At 67.8% G+C, this 15309-nt stretch carries 21 protein-coding genes; 11 read left to right on the top strand and 10 right to left on the bottom strand.

The window, feature by feature from the left end; translation table 11 throughout:
* Positions 1 to 39: 39 nt before the first annotated feature.
* From purS to RIC54_RS22270, 3 genes are all read right to left on the bottom strand, one after another.
* Positions 40 to 282, bottom strand: coding sequence for a phosphoribosylformylglycinamidine synthase subunit PurS (gene purS / locus RIC54_RS22280; protein WP_350096728.1), 243 nt, complete (start codon positions 280 to 282; stop codon positions 40 to 42).
* A gap of 55 nt (positions 283 to 337) precedes the next feature.
* Positions 338 to 1105: a phosphoribosylaminoimidazolesuccinocarboxamide synthase gene (gene purC / locus RIC54_RS22275; RefSeq protein ID WP_350096726.1), complete on the bottom strand. Its 768-nt coding sequence runs from the start codon at positions 1103 to 1105 to the stop codon at positions 338 to 340.
* A gap of 117 nt (positions 1106 to 1222) precedes the next feature.
* Positions 1223 to 2005 carry an NRDE family protein gene (locus tag RIC54_RS22270; RefSeq protein WP_350096724.1) on the bottom strand — a complete coding sequence of 261 codons (783 nt, stop codon included), beginning with the start codon at positions 2003 to 2005 and terminating at the stop codon, positions 1223 to 1225.
* A 123-nt stretch (positions 2006 to 2128) separates the two neighbouring features.
* On the opposite strand from RIC54_RS22270, the gene RIC54_RS22265 reads away from it, so the two are divergent.
* Entirely contained in the window at positions 2129 to 2455 is a 327-nt protein-coding gene (locus RIC54_RS22265; RefSeq protein ID WP_350096722.1) for a DUF1476 domain-containing protein, read from the top strand.
* 25 nt (positions 2456 to 2480) lie between these two features.
* On the opposite strand, the gene RIC54_RS22260 is transcribed toward RIC54_RS22265, so the two are convergent.
* From RIC54_RS22260 to RIC54_RS22250, 3 genes are read right to left on the bottom strand one after another with little or no spacing between them, the layout of a single operon-like run.
* The gene (locus tag RIC54_RS22260; protein WP_350151425.1) at positions 2481 to 2942 is read right to left on the bottom strand and encodes a GNAT family N-acetyltransferase; all 462 of its coding nucleotides are present in this window, start codon (positions 2940 to 2942) and stop codon (positions 2481 to 2483) included.
* Positions 2939 to 4237, bottom strand: coding sequence for an adenylosuccinate lyase (gene purB / locus RIC54_RS22255; protein ID WP_350151423.1), 1299 nt, complete (start codon positions 4235 to 4237; stop codon positions 2939 to 2941). The genes RIC54_RS22260 and purB overlap by 4 nt, the downstream gene beginning before the upstream one ends.
* 36 nt (positions 4238 to 4273) lie before the next feature.
* Positions 4274 to 4852: a P-loop NTPase family protein gene (locus tag RIC54_RS22250; protein ID WP_350096716.1), complete on the bottom strand. Its 579-nt coding sequence runs from the start codon at positions 4850 to 4852 to the stop codon at positions 4274 to 4276.
* A gap of 129 nt (positions 4853 to 4981) precedes the next feature.
* On the opposite strand from RIC54_RS22250, the gene mtnA reads away from it, so the two are divergent.
* The 6 genes from mtnA (at position 4982) to RIC54_RS22220 (ending at position 9760) form a co-directional block, all read left to right on the top strand.
* Entirely contained in the window at positions 4982 to 6085 is a 1104-nt protein-coding gene (mtnA, locus tag RIC54_RS22245) for an S-methyl-5-thioribose-1-phosphate isomerase (RefSeq protein WP_350096714.1), read from the top strand.
* A gap of 88 nt (positions 6086 to 6173) precedes the next feature.
* A complete protein-coding gene (locus tag RIC54_RS22240) occupies positions 6174 to 6890 on the top strand; it encodes a class II aldolase/adducin family protein (RefSeq protein WP_350096711.1) in 717 nt (238 codons plus the stop codon).
* Positions 6887 to 8212, top strand: coding sequence for an aspartate aminotransferase family protein (locus RIC54_RS22235; RefSeq protein WP_350096709.1), 1326 nt, complete (start codon positions 6887 to 6889; stop codon positions 8210 to 8212). The genes RIC54_RS22240 and RIC54_RS22235 overlap by 4 nt, the downstream gene beginning before the upstream one ends.
* Entirely contained in the window at positions 8209 to 8460 is a 252-nt protein-coding gene (locus RIC54_RS22230) for a hypothetical protein (RefSeq protein ID WP_350096707.1), read from the top strand. The genes RIC54_RS22235 and RIC54_RS22230 overlap by 4 nt, the downstream gene beginning before the upstream one ends.
* 9 nt (positions 8461 to 8469) lie before the next feature.
* Positions 8470 to 9540, top strand: coding sequence for an AraC family transcriptional regulator (locus tag RIC54_RS22225; RefSeq protein WP_350096705.1), 1071 nt, complete (start codon positions 8470 to 8472; stop codon positions 9538 to 9540).
* A complete protein-coding gene (locus RIC54_RS22220) occupies positions 9437 to 9760 on the top strand; it encodes a VOC family protein (RefSeq protein WP_350097337.1) in 324 nt (107 codons plus the stop codon). Before RIC54_RS22225 ends, RIC54_RS22220 begins: the two co-directional genes overlap by 104 nt.
* 6 nt (positions 9761 to 9766) lie before the next feature.
* Here the strand turns inward: RIC54_RS22220 and RIC54_RS22215 are convergent, their stop codons facing one another.
* Positions 9767 to 10252 (bottom strand): MarR family winged helix-turn-helix transcriptional regulator, encoded by a 486-nt coding sequence (locus RIC54_RS22215; RefSeq protein WP_350096703.1) that lies wholly within the window; start codon positions 10250 to 10252, stop codon positions 9767 to 9769.
* A gap of 113 nt (positions 10253 to 10365) precedes the next feature.
* Between RIC54_RS22215 and RIC54_RS22210 the strand changes: the two genes are divergently transcribed.
* The 3 genes from RIC54_RS22210 (at position 10366) to RIC54_RS22200 (ending at position 11996) form a co-directional block, all read left to right on the top strand.
* Positions 10366 to 11292 (top strand): DMT family transporter, encoded by a 927-nt coding sequence (locus RIC54_RS22210; RefSeq protein WP_350096701.1) that lies wholly within the window; start codon positions 10366 to 10368, stop codon positions 11290 to 11292.
* Positions 11293 to 11362: 70 nt separating this feature from the next.
* Complete coding sequence (locus RIC54_RS22205; RefSeq protein WP_350096699.1) at positions 11363 to 11611, top strand: hypothetical protein; 249 nt, start codon at positions 11363 to 11365, stop codon at positions 11609 to 11611.
* A gap of 112 nt (positions 11612 to 11723) precedes the next feature.
* Entirely contained in the window at positions 11724 to 11996 is a 273-nt protein-coding gene (locus tag RIC54_RS22200) for a hypothetical protein (protein WP_350096697.1), read from the top strand.
* A 9-nt stretch (positions 11997 to 12005) separates the two neighbouring features.
* Here RIC54_RS22200 and RIC54_RS22195 read toward each other — a convergent pair whose 3' ends face one another.
* Entirely contained in the window at positions 12006 to 12452 is a 447-nt protein-coding gene (locus RIC54_RS22195) for a cupin domain-containing protein (RefSeq protein ID WP_350096695.1), read from the bottom strand.
* Positions 12449 to 13105: a helix-turn-helix domain-containing protein gene (locus RIC54_RS22190; RefSeq protein WP_350096693.1), complete on the bottom strand. Its 657-nt coding sequence runs from the start codon at positions 13103 to 13105 to the stop codon at positions 12449 to 12451. Before RIC54_RS22190 ends, RIC54_RS22195 begins: the two co-directional genes overlap by 4 nt.
* A 181-nt stretch (positions 13106 to 13286) precedes the next feature.
* On the opposite strand from RIC54_RS22190, the gene RIC54_RS22185 reads away from it, so the two are divergent.
* On the top strand, positions 13287 to 14570 hold the full coding sequence (locus tag RIC54_RS22185; protein WP_350096691.1) for an MFS transporter: 1284 nt from the start codon (positions 13287 to 13289) through the stop codon (positions 14568 to 14570).
* Here the strand turns inward: RIC54_RS22185 and radC are convergent.
* Positions 14567 to 15256, bottom strand: a complete 690-nt coding sequence (radC, locus tag RIC54_RS22180; RefSeq protein WP_350096689.1) for a RadC family protein — start codon at positions 15254 to 15256, stop codon at positions 14567 to 14569. The genes RIC54_RS22185 and radC overlap by 4 nt on opposite strands.
* Positions 15257 to 15309: the final 53 nt, after the last annotated feature.

The raw sequence follows: 15309 nt of genomic DNA, 5'->3' as shown, positions 1-15309 counted from the left end.
GACCCGCCATGACAGTCCTGCGGTGCGCCCGTTCCGCTGTCAGGCTTCGATGCGGATCGAGTAGTTCTCGATGACGGTGTTGGCGAGCAGCTTCTCGCACATCGACTTCACCGTCGTTTCGGCCTGCGCCGGGTCGCTTTCGGCCAGGTCGATCTCGATGACCTTGCCCTGGCGGACCTCACCGACCCCGTCGAAGCCGAGAGTGCCGAGCGCGTGTCCGATCGCCTTGCCCTGGGGATCGAGAACACCGGATTTCAGGGTGACGTGAACAATCGCCTTCATCGATCCTCCATCGGCGCGCCATGCGCCATCGTGCCTGGTGACGGTCGTCAGTCGGTTATTGCATCAACTGTGGACCCTTGAGGTCCATTGGGCCGGCTTCGGGCAGCACGCCGAGGCGACGGGCCACCTCCTGGTAGGCTTCCTCGACCCCGCCGAGATCGCAGCGGAACCGGTCCTTGTCCATCTTCTCGTTGGTGCGCAGGTCCCACAGACGGCAATTGTCAGGGCTGATCTCGTCGGCGATCACGACCTGAACCTCGTCGTGCTCGTTGTACAGGCGGCCGAACTCCAGCTTGAAATCGACGAGGCGCAGGCCGATGCCGAGGAACAGCCCGGTCAGGAAGTCGTTGACCCGCAGCGCCAGCGCGACCATGTCGTCCAGGTCCTGGGGGCCGGCCCAGCCGAACGCCGTGATGTGCTCCTCGGTGACCATCGGGTCGCCGAGCTCGTCGGATTTGTAGCTGTACTCGATGATCGAGCGCGGCAGGACGGTGCCTTCCTCCAGACCGAATCGCTTGGCGATCGAACCGGCGGCGATGTTGCGGACCACCACGCCGATCGGAATGATCTCCAGCTCACGCACCAACTGTTCGCGCATGTTCAGGCGCCGCATGAAGTGCGTCGGGATGCCGACCTCCGACAACCGGGTCATCAGGTACTCGCTGATACGGTTGTTCAGCACTCCCTTGCCGGTGATCGTACCCTTCTTCTGATTGTTGAAGGCGGTCGCATCGTCCTTGAAGTACTGAATGAGGGTGCCGGGTTCGGGGCCCTCGTACAGAACCTTGGCCTTGCCTTCATAGAGCTTGCGGCGTCTGGCCATGAAGCGGTCTCCGGAGCCACGCGGTTACGCGCGTGGGCGGGCGTCGAGTTGTTTGGATCGGTACTGCGGCGCACCCGCGCTACCAAGGGCGTCCTATAGCAGCCGGCTTCCTGAAACTCAATCTGCGGCCGCCCGAGCCTGGGTAAGGGGTTCCGTGTCAATCGTTGCGAATGCCGTCCGGTCCGGTCGGCCGGGGGCAAAGCGGAACACCGGGTGGCCGCCGCCAGGCGCCGGCAGGGCGACCATGGTCGAACTGCTGGTTCCGAACTCGCCCGGACCGGTGATGGTCATGGCTCCTCCCGGGCCGGCATCCGGTGCATGGTCGGTTGTGCCGAGCAGCATTTCCCAGGCGCCCCAGTGCTCCGCCGTTGGATCGGGAGCGGGGGCCGCCCGGAAACGGTCCAGGTAGCGGGCGGTGCGGGCCGAGCCGGAGCGGTCGTTCAGGTCGTGCGCCGTCAGCATCGACACGCCAGCCGGAATCGGCGACAGGTCGATGGAGTAGCCGTCGCCACGATGGGCCAGCCAGAAGGCGTCCCTGTTGTCGGCAATCAGCATGTTGAACGGCCGGTAGCTGCCGGGCTCGAGCGCCTCCAGCGCCCGTGCCGCATCGGCCGCATCGGTATGGTCGAGCACTTCCAGCACCAGCTCGCCGCGAGACCGCTTGCCGGGCGCCGGGCCGAGCGTGCCGTGGCGGTTCAGGATGCAGGCCACGACACCGTTGTCGTTCAGGCCGAGCCAGCTGCCGCCTGCCAGTACGTCGAGCCCGGCGGTGACTTCCGGACGGTCCGGCCAGTGCCGGGCTGGCGGATGCCACGGCCGGCCGGCAAGCTCGTCGCGGTTGGCGGCGAGGATCACGGGCCAGCCATGGCCGGGGCGGCGGAGAATGACGACGGTGCACATGCTGGCGGGAAAGTGGCGGCATTGGCACCATTTCGCAAGGCCGTGATCGATCGTTCACATCCGGCGGGGCGCAGTGTATGGTCCGCGCGATTTCAGCCGAAAGGCGTTCCCAGGAGGGCCGTAATGAGTGGTTTCCAGGACCGTGAGCGCGCCGAAGAATCGCGTTACGCACACGATGCCGAACTGATGTTCAAGGCGAACGTCCGCCGCGACCGCAAGGTCGGGCTGTGGATCGCCGAAGAGTTCCTGAAGCTCCAGGGCGAGGCCGCCGCCGATTTCGCCGGCGAAGTCGTGGCCTCCGATTTCGAGAAGCCGGGTGACTCCGACGTCATCGAGTTCGTGCTGAAGAGGGTCGCCGATGCGGGTGGCGAACTGACCGAAGCGCGTCTGCGCCACCGCATGGACGAGTTCCTGCGCGAAGCGCTGGCCGAGGTGAAGGCGAAGAACTGATCGGGTAGGCCGGACGTCGCGAAGGTCAGCGCGACCAGACGTAGCGGGCGTCCGGCTCGTTCTCCTTGTTACCCGATCCGTCGGTGAGTTCGGCGAGAACGAAGCCGCGGGCCTCGTAAAATCGGCGGGCCCGGCTGTTGCACTGGAATGTCCAGAGCTGAAGGGCCGGGCGGTCCGCACGTGCCTGCTCCAGAAGCGCGCTGCCGGTCCCGCGCGCCCAGCGGAGCGGATCCACGTAAAGCTGGTTCAGCCAGCCGCTCCGGACCGCGCAGTAACCGATGATATTACTGCTGCCCGAGCCATCGTCCTCGGCGACCCAGACCTCGTCGTGGGCAAAAACCCGCTTCCGGAAGAACCAGCGGTCCTCCTCCGGCGTGTGCAGCCCGACCAGATGCGGCATCGCCGCGTCGAACGCAGTCCGATGCAGCAGGGCGATCACGTCGCTCTCGCCGGTTATGGCCCGGCGGATGCGCAGGCCGACGCTCACGCCCGACCGAACACCCGGCGGAAGATCGTGTCGACGTGCTTGGTGTGATAGCCGAGGTCGAACAGGTCATCGAGTTCCACGGCTGACAACGCGGCCGTCACCTCGGCGTCGGCGGCGAGCAGGGTGCGGAAATCCTTGCCCTCCAGCCAGACCGGCATGGCGTTGCGCTGGACCAGGCGGTAGGCGTCTTCGCGGCTGACGCCCTTCTGGGTCAGGGTCAGCATGACCCGCTGGCTGTGCACCAGGCCGCCGAGCTTGTCCAGATTGGCCTGCATGGTCTCCGGATAGACGATCAGCTTGTCGACCACGCCGGTCAGCCGGGCCAGCGCGAAGTCCAGGGTGACGGTGGCGTCCGGGCCGATCATCCGCTCGACCGAGGAATGGCTGATGTCGCGCTCGTGCCACAGGGCGACGTTCTCCATCGCCGGCACCACGGTCATGCGCACCAGCCGGGCGAGGCCGGTCAGGTTCTCGGTCAGCACCGGGTTGCGCTTGTGCGGCATCGCCGACGAGCCCTTCTGCTTCTCGCTGAAGAACTCCTCGGCCTCGCGCACTTCGCTGCGCTGCAGGTGGCGGATCTCGGTGGCCAGCCGCTCGACCGACGACGCCACCACGCCGAGCACGGCGAAGAACATGGCGTGGCGGTCGCGCGGGATCACCTGGGTCGACACCGGCTCTGGCTCCAGGCCGAGTGCAGCCGCGACGTGCTCCTCGACCCGCGGGTCGATGTTGGCGAAGGTGCCGACAGCACCGGAGATCGCACAGGTCGCGACCTCCTGCCGGGCGATCACCAGGCGGGCGCGGGCGCGCTGGAACTCGGCGTGGTAGCCGGCCAGCTTCAAACCGAAGGTCAGCGGCTCGGCGTGGATCCCGTGGCTGCGGCCGATGGTCGGCGCGTCCTTGTACTCGAACGCCCGCCGCTCCAGCGCGGCCAGCATCGCGTCCACATCCTCGATCAGGATGTCGGCGGCGCGCACCAGTTGCACCGCCAGGCAGGTGTCCAGAACGTCGGACGAGGTCATGCCCTGGTGGACGAACCGTGCCTCCGGGCCGACGTGCTCGGCCAGGTTGGTCAGGAAGGCGATGACGTCGTGCTTGACCTCGGCCTCGATGGCATCGATCCGCTCGACCTCGAACGCGCCGCGCTCCCACACCGCCTTGGCGGCTTCCTTCGGGATCACCCCCAGTTCGGCCTGGGCGTCGCAGGCGTGTGCCTCGATCTCGAACCAGATCCGGAACTTGCTCTCTGGCGCCCAGATGGCGGCCATCTTCTCGCGGGAATAGCGCGGGATCATGCGGGGTACACTCCGTCGGCGGTCGGTAGCGGGCTTCTAGCATCCGCTCCCGGGGCTGTCACCAAACGCAGCACCGTCCGCGGCGGCCAGCAGGGATGCAACCAGTTGGAGGAGCGGCCGGGAGCCGTCCAGGCGGACCACTGGGCAGGGCAGGCCGGCCAGCCATTCCTCATGCCGGCGCAGCGTCCGTCCCTGGTTGCCGCCGTCGTAGCCGGCGGCCCAGTTCAGGAAGCCCTCGGTCGCGTCGTGGTGCGAGCCGCCGGGTGCGATGGCTGCCTGTCCGTAGCGCACCGCCTCGCGGTTGCGCAATCGTGCGAGCCGGGTCCGGGCGGGGGTATGCAGGAAGACGACCAAGTCGAACAGCGGGATCAGCGGGTCGCCCCAGCCGACCAGCGAACCGCTCAGCACCCACGCCGCGCGCGGGGTGAACAGCTCGGACATCAGTCGCAGGCGATCGACTTCCGGTCGTTTCTCGGTGAACGGCGGCTCGGTCGGCAGCCAGAAGTAGTCGTCGGTGTCATGGTGCGGAACGGCCATCTCACAGGCCAGCGTACGGCCGAGGGTGGTCGTGCCTGAACCGGAAGCGCCCAGGATGTGAATGCGGCGAGTGTGCATGGTTCCGGCCGTCCGCTGCTTGGGTCGATCCAGCGTGCCGCATCGGAAGCCGCCGCGCATCGGCTAAACGGTTGTGCAGGAGTGCGAGGCTCGCCATTTTGTCGGCTGACAACCCCATGGAGGGACGCCATGAAGGTCGACGGAACCCACTATCGCCCGATCTGGCAGGCCGCCGACGGTGCGGCGGTCGAGATCATCGACCAGACCCGGCTGCCGCACGATTTCGTCACCGCGCGCCTGGAGTCGATGGCCGACACCGCCCACGCCATCAAGGCGATGCTGGTGCGCGGTGCGCCGCTGATCGGTGCGACCGCCGCCTGGGGGCTGTGGCTGGCGATGCGCGCCGATGCCAGCGACTCTGGCCTCGCCAATGCCTACGAGACGCTGATGCAGACACGCCCGACCGCGGTCAACCTGCGCTGGGCGCTCGACGCCGGCCGAGCCCGGCTGGCGGCCGTGGCGCCGGGCGAGCGGGTAGCGGCGGCCGAGGCGTTCGCGCGGCGGATCTGCGACGAGGATGCCGAACTGAACCACGCCATCGGCCGGCACGGGCTGGAGATCATCAGGGGCATCGCGGCGAAGAAGCAGCCCGGCGAGACAGTCAACGTGCTGACCCACTGCAACGCCGGCTGGCTCGCCACCGTCGATTGGGGCACCGCCACCTCGCCGATCTACCAGGCCCACGACGCCGGCATTCCGATCCATGTCTGGGTCGACGAGACCCGGCCGCGCAACCAGGGCGCCTTCCTGACCGCCTGGGAACTCGGCAACCACGGTGTTGACCACACGGTGATCGTCGACAACGCCGGCGGCCATCTGATGCAGCGCGGACAGGTCGACCTCTGCATCACCGGCACCGACCGGGTCAGCGCCAACGGCGACGTCGCCAACAAGATCGGCACCTACCTGAAGGCGCTGGCCGCCCACGACAACGGTGTGCCGTTCTACGTGGCCCTGCCCAGCCCGACCATCGACTGGTCCCTGCACGACGGCTTCGCGATCCCGATCGAGGAGCGCTCCGGCGACGAGGTGACCCGCATCCCCGGCCGGCTCGATGACGGCAGCATCGGCGCGGTCACCATCACGCCCTCCGGCAGCAAGGCGGCCAACCCGGCCTTCGACGTCACCCCGGCGCGCCTCGTCACCGGCCTGATCACCGAACGCGGCGTGGCCCCGGCGACGGCGCAGGGACTGCGCGGCCTGTTCCCGGAAAGCCGGGCGGCGGGGGAGTAGGGGCGTCGCCCACGCCACCCCTTCCCGTGGCGCCGTGTTTGTTTCAGGATCGGGGCACCGGAAAACCAGTCCAGAGGATACGTCCGTCATGATGCCGGCCAAGGAACGCGCGCTGCGCCAGCAGGTCATCGACACCTGCCTGAAGATGAATGCGCTCGGCATCAACCAGGGCACCTCGGGCAACGCCAGCGTGCGGGTGTCCGACGATCCGACCGCCGGGTTCTTCATCACCCCGTCGGCGATCCCGTACGAGGAGATCCGGCCCGAGGACATCGTGCGGATGGAACTCGACGGCAGCCACAGCGACAACCGCCGGCCGTCGAGCGAATGGCGCTTCCACCTGGACATCATGCGGCACCGCCCGGACTGCGGCGCGATTGTTCACACCCACGGGATGTTCGCCACCACGCTGGCCTGCCTGCGCATGGAGATTCCAGCGTTCCACTACATGATCGCCCAGGCCGGCGGGCCGACGATCCGCTGCTCGGACTACGCCACCTTCGGCACCCAGGAACTGTCGGACACCGCGCTGGAGGCGATGCGCGACCGGCGGGCCTGCCTGCTGGCGAACCATGGCATGATCGCCATCGGCTCGACCCTGCCGAAGGCGCTGGCCCTGGCGCTCGAAGTCGAGACCCTGGCCGGCATGTACTGGCGCACCCTGCAGGTCGGCAAGCCGGTGATCCTGCCGGATGACGAGATCGCGCGGGTCGGCGAAAAATTCGGTACCATGGGCTATGGGGTCGTCGACAAGGCGGCGCCGGAAGCCACCGGCAAGGCCGGTGGAAAGGGCAGGGCAGCATGACCACGACCCTCGTCAACTCGGACCTGGAGGCCGCCTACGCCGAGGCGGCGGAGCGGTTCGTTTCCGCCAACCCCAAGAGCCGGACGATCCAGGAGCAGGCCGAGCAGGCCATGCCCGGTGGCAATACCCGCACGGTGCTGCACTACCACCCGTTCCCGCTGCGCTTCGCCCGCGGCGAGGGCTGCCGGCTGTGGGATGCCGACGGTCACGAACTGGTCGATTTCCTCGGCGAGTACACCGCCGGCCTGTACGGCCACTCCGAACCGGTGATCCGCGACGCCATCAAGCAGGCCGCTGACGACGGCTGGGTGCTGGGCGGCCCGAACCTGCTGGAGGCGCGGCTGGCCCAGGCGGTGGTCGACCGGTTCCCGGCCATCGAACGGGTGCGCTTCACCAATTCCGGCACCGAAGCCAACATGATGGCGATCGCCGCCGCGCGCGCCTTCACCGGCCGCGACAAGGTCATGGTGTTCCGCGGCGCCTATCACGGCGGGGTGCTGTACTTCTCCGGCTCGCCGCTGAACGCCCCGTTCGACTACGTCATGGGCGACTACAACGACGCCGAGGGTGCGGCGGCGCTGATCCGCCAGCAGGGCGACAGTCTCGCCTGCGTGCTGGTCGAGCCGATGTCCGGGTCCGGCGGCTGCATCCCCGGCAGCGAGGCATTCCTGGAGGCGCTGCGTGGTGCCACCGAGGCGACCGGCGCCCTGCTGATCTTCGACGAGGTGATGACCTCGCGGCTGTCGGGAGAGGGGTTGCACGGCCTGCTGGGCATCCGGCCGGACCTGGTGACCCTGGGCAAGTATCTGGGCGGCGGCCTTAGCTTCGGCGCGTTCGGCGGCCGGGCCGACATCCTGGCCCGCTTCGATCCGCGCCGGCCCGACGCCTGGCCGCACGCCGGGACCTTCAACAACAACGTCTTCACCATGTCGGCCGGACTGGCCGGGCTGACCCAGCTGTACACGCCCGACCGGGCCGTCATGCTGAACGCCGCCGGCGACAGCCTGCGCGGCCGGTTGAACGACGCCATCACCCGGCGCGGCCTGCCGATGATCGTCACAGGTCGCGGCTCGATGATGGCGGTGCATTCCGGGGCGACGGCGCCGAACTCGCCGCCGGAGTCGGGCAAACGGTCGCGCAAGCTGATCGACCTGATGCACCTCGACCTGATCGCCGCCGGGATCTACACCGCCCGGCGCGGCATGGCGGTGCTGTCGCTGCCGATGGGGGCGGCCGAGTTCGACCGCTTCTCCGCCGCCTTCGAAGAGTTCCTGGACGCCCGCCGGCCGGTGATCGAGGCAGCGGGAAGGGAGGTCGCATGAGCCTGCTGCGCCGCCTGCTGATCGAGGCCGGCCGTCGCGCCGCGCAGAATCCGGAGCTGCGCCGCGGAGCCGCCCGGATTGCCGGCGAGGTCTACGGCAAGGTGGCACCGAAGATCGAAAACGCCGGCCGCCACGTGGTCGAGACCGCGCGCCAGACCTCCTCAGAAGTGCGGGCGACCGACGACCCGCTCGGCTTCGCCCGCCGGTTCCGCGACCGGCTGCTTCCGCCGGAGGATGACCGGCGCTGAGCGTTCTTCGTGGCCGCGGGACGCAGCCGGACTTCGGGAGACAGGGCTGTGACGCAGGAAGGCGAGACGCCGGATCTCGCTGGCGTGGCCGGCGTGTACCGGGAGTATCGACCGGCGCCGGGACTGGCGCGGCATTTTCGTTGCGCATGGGACCATGCTGTCCCGGGCGGGCAACAGCGCCCGATCATGGTCGTGCCCGACGGTTGCGTCGATCTGCTGTGGACCGATGGACGGTTGATGATCGCCGGGCCGGACCTGACGGCCGTGTCGGAGCCGTTGAAGGGCGGGGCAGTTGTCTCCGGTATGCGGTTTCAGCCCGGCGCCGCCTTCCGCTGGCTCGGGTTGCCGATGTCCGAGCTCGTCGGACGCCGCGTTGAGCTGAGCGAATTGTGGGGTCCCCGCGCTGCGGCGCTGGCCGACACTCTCGACGGCGCTGAAACGTCGGCGGATCGGCTGATGCGGATGCAGGAGACGCTGGCCGGAATCGCTGGAACGATCGACACCCCGGCACCGGAGATAAGCTTCGTGTTCCGGTCGCTTGAGCGCTCCGCCGAGCCCGCCGGTGTTGCGCGTCTGCTCGACCGGTTGGCGCTGAGCGACCGGACCCTGCGTCGACGTTGCCACGACGCATTCGGCTATGGGCCTAAAACCCTGGACCGGATCCTGCGCTTCCAGCGCTTCCTGGCGATTAGCCGTGGGCAGCGACAGGTGGGACTGGCGGGGTCCGCGCACGACGCCGGGTATGCGGATCAATCCCACCTTGCCCGCGACGTTCGCGATCTGACCGGCCTCACGCCATCGGCGATCCTCCGGCAGATTGCGGCCTGTTTGGCCGTTTCGTTCAAGACGCCGGATGGATGTGAGGGCATGGTCGGCAGCGACGAGATCCGCGTCACCCGGCTTGCCGGAGCCAGCGGTCAGCCGAACCAACGATCTGAGGAGCATGCCCATGGACAAGCGGGACAGCGACCGCCGCATCGACTACGTCGAGTTCGCGGTCGTGGACATCGAGCGGCCGAAGGCCTTCTACGGGGAGGCATTCGGCTGGACCTTCACGGACTACGGGCCGAGCTACTGTGAGTTCAACGATGGCCGGATGACCGGCGGGTTCGCCCAGGGCTCGCCCCGTCCCGGCGGTCCGCTGGTGATTCTCTTCGCCGACGATCTGGCCGATCTGAAGCGTCGGATCGAAGAGGCTGGGGCCAAGATCGTGAAGGAGCCGTATGCCTTCCCGGGCGGCCGCCGGTTTCATTTCGAGGACCCGGACGGCTACGAACTGGCGGTTTGGTCGGACAAGTAGGTCGGGCTACCCCAGGCTCGCCAGCAGCTTGGCCAGCAGTTCGTTCAGTTGTTGCTGTTCGGCGCGGCTGAGGCCGGCCAGGACCCGGGTCTCGTTCTCCACGTGGGCGCCGACCGCCTGGTCGATCAACGAGAAGCCTTTCTCGGTCAGCACCACGATGGTGCCGCGCCGGTCGTTCGGGTCGTTCTCCCGCCGGATCAGGCCGCCCCGTTCCAGCCGGTCGAGCCGGCTGGTCATGGTGCCGGACGTCACCATCGTGGCTTCGTAGAGACCGGTCGGGCTGAGGGCATAAGGCTTTCCGGCCCGGCGCAGGGTCGCCAGCACGTCGAACTCGCCGCGACCCAGCCCGAAGCGCGCGAACAGCGGTTCCAGATGGTCCTTCGCGACGGTACGGGCGGCAATTCCCAGGCGTGCGAGCACCACCATCGGCAGCAGGTCCAGGTCCGGGCGTTCCTTGGCCCATTGCGAAACGGCGAACTCGGCTCTATCCATCTTTGCTCCATGTATCTTGACATCAAGATAGTTGATGACGAGATAGTACCCACGCGAGAGCGAAACAAGCATCGCCGCTGCGTCGCACCGACACCTCGATGATGGAGAGCATGATGGCCAGTGCCAACGCCGAATCCGTTTCCGCATCGCCGGTCGCCCGTTTCGTGCCGGTCCTGTGCCTGCTGGTGGTTGGCTCGTTCATCGGCATCACCGCCAACCTGGTGAAGCTGGCGGTCGGCGCCGGGGCCGCGCCGGTGGCGTTCCTGGCGTGGTCGGTCCTGGGGGCCGGGTTGATCCTGCTCATCTCGGCTGTCGCAAGCGGGAACCGCCCGCCGCTGAACCGACGTACCGTCGAGTACTTCCTGGTGTCGGGCCTGCTGAGCGTGGCGCTGTCCAACGCCCTGGTGTTCGCCGCCGTACCCCATGTCGGTGCGGGGTTCGTGGCGCTCTTGTTCGCGTTCCCGCCTCTATACACCTACGCGATGGCACTAGCCGGCGGGATGGAGCGGGCACGTCTGGTCCGGGCGGTCGGGGTGCTGTCAGGGATTGCCGGAGCCGTCGTTCTCGCCTGGTCCAAGGCCTCGGAGCCGGAGGCCAACCTGCTGTGGATCGGGGTCGCCTTGAGCGCGCCGGTCATCATCGCCGCCGGTAACATCTACCGCACCCTGCGCTGGCCGGCCGGCGCGTCGTCGTTGTCGCTGGCGCCCGGGATGCTGCTTGGGGCGGCGATGCTGCTGTTCATCGGTGCGCCCGTGATCGGAATCGACATGGCGATTCCGGCTCACGACGGCTCCTCAGCGGTCTTGCTGGCGGCCCAGACGCTGACCTTCGCGGCCATGTACATGCTGTACTTCGTGTTGCAGCGGTTGGCTGGCCCGGTCTACCTCAGCCAGATCGGGGCGGTCGGCGCGGCCGCCGGGGCCGGGATCGCCAGTCTGGTTCTCGGCGAGACGCTGCCGGCCGGCATCGGCTGGGCCGGGGCCCTGATTGCGCTCGGCGTCTTCCTGGTTTCCCGAAGCAACACCAGGGATGTCCGTTGAACGGAAATGTCGGCGACTCGCAACATCGGCCGGATTGTGGGAAACTGCGGGCTCCAGGCAGGGTCCCGACATGGTCAACAGCATACCCGGCGTTCCCCCTCCGATCCCGCACTCCAAGCTTGTGGGCCCGGAGAAGGTGCGTCTCGCCGGTTCGGGCTCGGACCTCGCAAGCGAGCCGGTGAACCAGCCGCTGGTCAAGCTGGCGTTGCTATCGGAAGTAGCCGCCCTCAGTCCGGCAGAGCGGTCGGAGTACTTTCAGTCGGTCGGGCGTCAGGCGACCGCGCGGGCAACCGCCAAGGTGGTCGATATCCTGGCCTAGCTTGCAATTTCACAATATTGACAATTTTATTTAAAATACCACTTAATTATGATCTACTCAGGTTCTGAGACGTCCTGGGCGGGATGCTCAAGGGTTTTCGAGGAGCGGCAGAATGGCGATCGGCCCGACGGGGGCTTCCCCTCTCGCCCCCATTCCCCAAGGATCAAGCAACGCGCTTGCCCCGTCCCGGCTCGCCCGTGGCCTGCAGGAGGCGTTCGGCTTCCGCACCCGCAGCGCGGCTCCGCAACTGGACGATGTGCTGAAGGCCGAACCGCTCGACAACGAGGCGGATCGCCGGCAATTCAACCTGGAACACGCGGCCGAGCAGATCCGCCGCCTGAACCCCTCCGCACCGCGCGGTTCGATCGTCGATATCGTCGCCTGACCCGCCCGCTCACAGGTCGGTGCGCTCGGCCTCGATCGGCTTGCGGCTCGCCTTGTTGAACCGATCGTCGTAGATCGGGCGCCCGCCGGTGGTCGGCCCCGGATACTGGACGATCAGGATCTCGCCACCGGTGTCGGTCCGGAACTCGTCCTCGAAGTGCGGGTCCGGGTGGAACAGCATCGTGCCCGGCCCGTAGACGCCGCCACCGATGTGGAATTCGCCCTCCAGGATGTACCAGACCTGGGCGAAGTCGTGCCGGTGCACGGGATGATGGGCGCCCGGCTCCAGGCGCAGGATGCCGGCGTTCGGCTCGGTCGGCCGTTCCGGACGCGGATGGAACAGCATCTTGCCGGTCTCGCCCGGCCAGCGGATGGTCTCCCACTCCAGGTCGTCGCGGTGCCGGGCCTCGAACGCCTGGTGCCCGTGCCGGGCGATCGGTGCGGTCTGCTCGCTCATCGTTCTTTGTCCCTTGCTGGTGCGTCCGGTGACAGGGCGGTCGCACCCTGGTTCCACCAATCGGAATGCCCACCTGGTCCAGACGCGTGATGCGTCATCATCAGCACGCGGGCGGGTGCGTCGCCGGCGGCCCCCGCTGTGTGCGGGATATCGGAGCGCAGATGGATGGCGTCGCCGGTTTCCAGCAGGGTCGTCCGTTCGCCGACCACGAAACGCACCCGGCCTTCCAGCACGAAACAGATCTCCTCGCCGGGGTGGGCGAAGCGGGTGTCGGCCGTGCCGGCGGCCGGGAGTTCTAGCAACGTCGCCTCGATGGCCCGGCCCGGTCCGCCGGTCGAGACCGGGGTCCACCGGTAGCCGGTGGCCGGGATCGACCGCGGCATCGACCCGGCGGACCGGAACACCGCGAACCCATGATCGGGGGCCGCAGTGTCGGGCGGGCCGATCAGGTCGTGGATGGATCCGCCCAGCGCATCGGCTATGCGGATCAGGTTGCCGACCGAGGACTGCGCCTGCCCGCGCTCGACCCGCGACAGGAACGACACGGACAGTCCGCTGCGTTCGGCCAGGTCACCGAGCGTCATTCGACGGCTGGTCCGTCGATCGCGGATGGCGTCGCCAATCCGTTGAAGGCTCTGATCGATCAAATTCATCGTGCCTTCCGACATTAAGTTTGCATGTCATGCAAACTGAAATTGCGTTATTGTGCAAGGAAAATTGCACACTATGAAAATATGCAATGGTTTGGCACCATACCGCTGCCGATCTGCACGCCTTGACCCGGCCGGTGGACGGCGCCTAGCTTCGCCAACCCTTCAGCGTGGCGATCATTCCGTGACCATATCCAACGAAACGCACTCCGCTGCTCCGCGCGCGGCCCTGCTCGGCTTCGGCTGGTTCCTGTGTGCGGTGTTCTTCCTGTACGCCTTCGTGCAGCGGGTGGCGCCGTCGGTGATGGTCGACGACCTGATGCGGGATTTCGCGGTCGGCGGTGCGCTGCTCGGTAACCTGTCGGCGTTCTATTACTACTCCTACGCAGGGTCGCAGATCCCGGTAGGAGTGCTGATGGACCGCTACGGGCCGCGCCGTCTGGTGACGGTCGCGGCCGCCTTGGCGGGGGCCGGATCGCTGGTGTTTGCCGTCGCTGACGATCTGTGGTTCGCATCGCTCGGCCGGCTGATGATCGGCTTCGGATGCGCGTTCAGCTTTGTCGGGGCGCTCAACTACGCTGCCCTGTGGTTCCCGCCGAACCGGTTCGCCACGCTCGGCGGCTGGGCTCAGATGCTCGGCGTCGTCGGAGGGATTCTCGGGCAGGCGCCGCTCGGCTATCTGGTCGAGGCGGTGGGCTGGCGGGCGGCGGTTGGCGGCCTGGCGGTGTTCGGCCTGGCGCTGGCGGTGGCCACCGGGTTGGTGCTGCGCGACAAGAAGCGCCCGGCCTCCAGTACGCCGACGCAGAAGCGCAGCCTGTTGTCCGGCCTGAAGCGGGCGGCGAGCACCGGACAGGTGTGGGTCGCGTCGGGCTTCGGCATGTCCATGACCGGCAGCATGCTGGCGTTCGGCGGGCTGTGGGGCGTGCCCTATGTCGAGCAGGCCTACGGCCTGCCGAAGGCCGAGGCGGCAGCCCTGGTGTCCGTGCTGTTCGTCGGCTGGGGCATCGGCGCGCCGCTGTGGGGGTTCCTGTCGGATCGCTTCAGCCGGCGCCGGCCGTTCATGGCGTTCGGCGGCGTGATGGCGACCGCCGGTATTGCCGCAGCGGTTTACCTGCCGGGCCTGACGATCGAGTCGCTGGCGGTCGTCCTGTTCTTCCAGGGCATGGGTGCCGCCTCGATGGTGCTGTGCTTCGCGGTGGCGCGCGAGAACACGCCGTCCTGGTCGGCCGGTGTGACACTGGGCATCGTGAACGGCTTCGTGGTCGGTTCCGGCGCGGTCCTGCAGCCGCTGGTCGGCTGGCTGCTCGATCTCGGTTGGAGCGGCACGCTGGTGGCCGGCGCCCGGGTCTACAGCCTGGACACCTACCAGGCGGCTTTCCTGGTGCTTCCGGCAACCTGCGGGCTGGGCGCGCTGCTGACCCTGTTGCTGCGCGAGACCGGCGCCCGGCCGTTCGAGGAGCCCGCCTAGAGCAACCCGGCCGAGCGGAAGCTGGTGTGCCCGCCACGACCCACGATCAGGTGATCGTGCAAGGTCAGGCCGAGCGTGGACAGGGCCTCGCCAAGTTGGCGGGTCACGGAGATATCCGCCTGCGACGGTGTCGGGTCGCCGGATGGATGGTTGTGAACGACAATCACCGCCGACGCGCCGAGTTCAAGCGCGCGCTTGACCACTTCGCGGGGATACAGCGGAGTGTGATCGACGGTGCCGCGGCCCTGGCGTTCGTCGCGGATCAGGCGGTTCTTGCGGTCGAGATACAGTACCCGCACCTCCTCGACCGCCTGATAGGCGAGGGCGACCCGGCAGTAGTCCAGCAATTGGGTCCAGCTTGAGAGCAGGGGTCGGTTGAGCAGCGGTTGGCCCAGCAGCCGGGCGGCCGTCGACTGGGCGGTCTTCAGGGCGACGATCGAGGCTTCGCCCATTCCATCGATCCGCTCCAACGCCTCGACCGGGGCGCTGACTGCCTCGGCGAACGACCCGAACCGTGCGACCAGCCGCTTGGCCAGCGGTTTCACGTCGCCACGCGGCTTGGCCAGGAACAGCAGCAGTTCCAACAGTTCGTAGTCGGCCAAGGCTTCGGCACCGGCGGCAAGAAACCGCTGGCGGAGCCGAGAGCGGTGTCCCACACGATCATCGTTGTCATCGGTTCCCGACATACTTGCAGTCCGGCGGTTTCCCGTCGGTTATGGCAAGGGCAGGGACGTTTTGC

This window comes from Thalassobaculum sp., from assembly GCF_040219215.1.
Taxonomy (GTDB): domain Bacteria; phylum Pseudomonadota; class Alphaproteobacteria; order Thalassobaculales; family Thalassobaculaceae; genus Thalassobaculum_A.
The sequence above is the reverse complement of the archived record's forward strand: the minus strand, read 5'-3'. Positions and strand labels throughout refer to the sequence as shown.

Coding starts and splice junctions, on each gene's coding strand:
- RIC54_RS22270 (WP_350096724.1), bottom strand. CDS start 2,005: ATGTGCACCGTCGTCATTCTCCGCCGCCCCGGCCATGGCTGGCCCGTG.
- RIC54_RS22200 (WP_350096697.1), top strand. CDS start 11,724: ATGGCGATCGGCCCGACGGGGGCTTCCCCTCTCGCCCCCATTCCCCAA.
- mtnA (WP_350096714.1), top strand. CDS start 4,982: ATGAAGGTCGACGGAACCCACTATCGCCCGATCTGGCAGGCCGCCGAC.
- RIC54_RS22235 (WP_350096709.1), top strand. CDS start 6,887: ATGACCACGACCCTCGTCAACTCGGACCTGGAGGCCGCCTACGCCGAG.
- RIC54_RS22265 (WP_350096722.1), top strand. CDS start 2,129: ATGAGTGGTTTCCAGGACCGTGAGCGCGCCGAAGAATCGCGTTACGCA.
- RIC54_RS22250 (WP_350096716.1), bottom strand. CDS start 4,852: ATGCACACTCGCCGCATTCACATCCTGGGCGCTTCCGGTTCAGGCACG.
- RIC54_RS22210 (WP_350096701.1), top strand. CDS start 10,366: ATGGCCAGTGCCAACGCCGAATCCGTTTCCGCATCGCCGGTCGCCCGT.
- RIC54_RS22230 (WP_350096707.1), top strand. CDS start 8,209: ATGAGCCTGCTGCGCCGCCTGCTGATCGAGGCCGGCCGTCGCGCCGCG.
- purS (WP_350096728.1), bottom strand. CDS start 282: ATGAAGGCGATTGTTCACGTCACCCTGAAATCCGGTGTTCTCGATCCC.
- radC (WP_350096689.1), bottom strand. CDS start 15,256: ATGTCGGGAACCGATGACAACGATGATCGTGTGGGACACCGCTCTCGG.
- RIC54_RS22190 (WP_350096693.1), bottom strand. CDS start 13,105: ATGAATTTGATCGATCAGAGCCTTCAACGGATTGGCGACGCCATCCGC.
- RIC54_RS22195 (WP_350096695.1), bottom strand. CDS start 12,452: ATGAGCGAGCAGACCGCACCGATCGCCCGGCACGGGCACCAGGCGTTC.
- purC (WP_350096726.1), bottom strand. CDS start 1,105: ATGGCCAGACGCCGCAAGCTCTATGAAGGCAAGGCCAAGGTTCTGTAC.
- RIC54_RS22215 (WP_350096703.1), bottom strand. CDS start 10,252: ATGGATAGAGCCGAGTTCGCCGTTTCGCAATGGGCCAAGGAACGCCCG.
- RIC54_RS22240 (WP_350096711.1), top strand. CDS start 6,174: ATGATGCCGGCCAAGGAACGCGCGCTGCGCCAGCAGGTCATCGACACC.
- purB (WP_350151423.1), bottom strand. CDS start 4,237: ATGATCCCGCGCTATTCCCGCGAGAAGATGGCCGCCATCTGGGCGCCA.
- RIC54_RS22205 (WP_350096699.1), top strand. CDS start 11,363: ATGGTCAACAGCATACCCGGCGTTCCCCCTCCGATCCCGCACTCCAAG.